Source organism: Komagataeibacter melaceti (assembly GCF_003403295.1).
Lineage (GTDB): Bacteria > Pseudomonadota > Alphaproteobacteria > Acetobacterales > Acetobacteraceae > Komagataeibacter > Komagataeibacter melaceti.
In genome coordinates this window covers 1-1,240 of sequence record NZ_QUWV01000189.1, presented here as the reverse complement: position 1 = coordinate 1,240, position 1,240 = coordinate 1, and the positions used below count along the sequence as shown (strand labels likewise).

The following is a 1,240-nucleotide window of genomic DNA, read 5'->3' as shown; positions in this document are numbered from 1 at the left end:
TGACGTGCCCCCTTTTTTGTATCCACTCAAAAGGAGAGTTCCCGTTTTTTATGGCTTTGGGTTGATGGGATGACAAGTGTCTCGGGGGCATGCCCCCGAGACACTTGTCTGGCGACCTGATCCGGTGTCCTGCCACCCAGCTGGGAATGGGGGCGCACCGTATTGTAGTCTTCCCGCCAGTCAGCCAGAATCTGGCGGGCATGCGTCAGGGACGTGAACAGCGTTTCGTTGAGACATTCATCCCTTAGCCTACCATTGAAGCTTTCGACAAATCCGTTCTGCTGCGGTTTCCCCGGGGCGATATAGTGCCATTCGATCTTCATCTCATCGGCCCATTTCAGGATGGCATGGGATGTGAACTCCGTACCGTTGTCGCTGACAATCATGAGGGGTTTGCCATATCGTTCGACCAGGGCCGTCAGTTCCCGCGCCACACGTCCACCTGATAATGACGTGTCGGCAACCAATGCCAGGTTCTTGCGACTGAAATCGTCGATAACAGCCAGAATGCGGAACCGGCGGCCACAGATCAGGGCATCCGAGACAAAATCCAGGCTCCAGCGCTGCCCGGGTTCCTGAGGGATAGTCATGGGAGAACGCGTCCCCAGTGCCCTCTTGCGGCCACCCCGATGGCGGACTTTCAGCCCTTCCTCCTGGTAAAGGCGGAACAGCTTCTTGTGATTGGGGCTGAATCCTTCCCGCGCCAGAAGATAACCCAGGCGGCGATAGCCAAAGCGGCGTCGTTGGTCCGCCAGTTCCCGTAGGCGCTGGCGCACGGCAGCATCGTCCGCTCCAGTAGAAACATACCGCGCGACACGCCTGGCAACACCAACAAGCGCACAGGCTCGGCGTTCACTCAGGGCCAGAGCTTCCTGAATGTGTCGGACCGCCTGCCGTTTCGCGACAGGCGTTACCACTTTTTTCCAACAATTTCCTTCAGTGCCGCATTATCCAGCATGGCATCCGCCAGAAGACGTTTCAGGCGGCTGTTTTCATCTTCCAGCGCCTTCAGCCGTTTGGCCTCGGATACCTCAAGGCCACCATAACGGGTCTTCCATTTGTAGAAGGTCGCGTCACTGATCCCGTGCTTACGGCAAAGATCAGAGACCTTCAGCCCGGATTCCTGTTCCTTCAGGATCCCTATGATCTGCTCTTCCGTAAAACGACTGCGCTTCATCCGTCCGTATCCTTCTCGATCGGACTCTACTTTTAAATGGTTACATTTCCGGGGGGCACGTCA

General features: G+C 56.6%; 1 protein-coding gene. It reads right to left on the bottom strand.

Annotated elements, in window-relative coordinates; translation table 11 throughout:
- Window positions 1–26 precede the first annotated feature (26 nt).
- Window positions 27–1,177 (bottom strand): IS3 family transposase gene (locus DY926_RS15775; protein WP_116704225.1). Its coding sequence is split into 2 segments (ribosomal slippage): window positions 27–919 and window positions 919–1,177, totalling 1,152 coding nucleotides; the frame shifts between segments, so codons are not numbered across the junction.
- Between the last annotated feature and the right edge of the window lie 63 nt (window positions 1,178–1,240).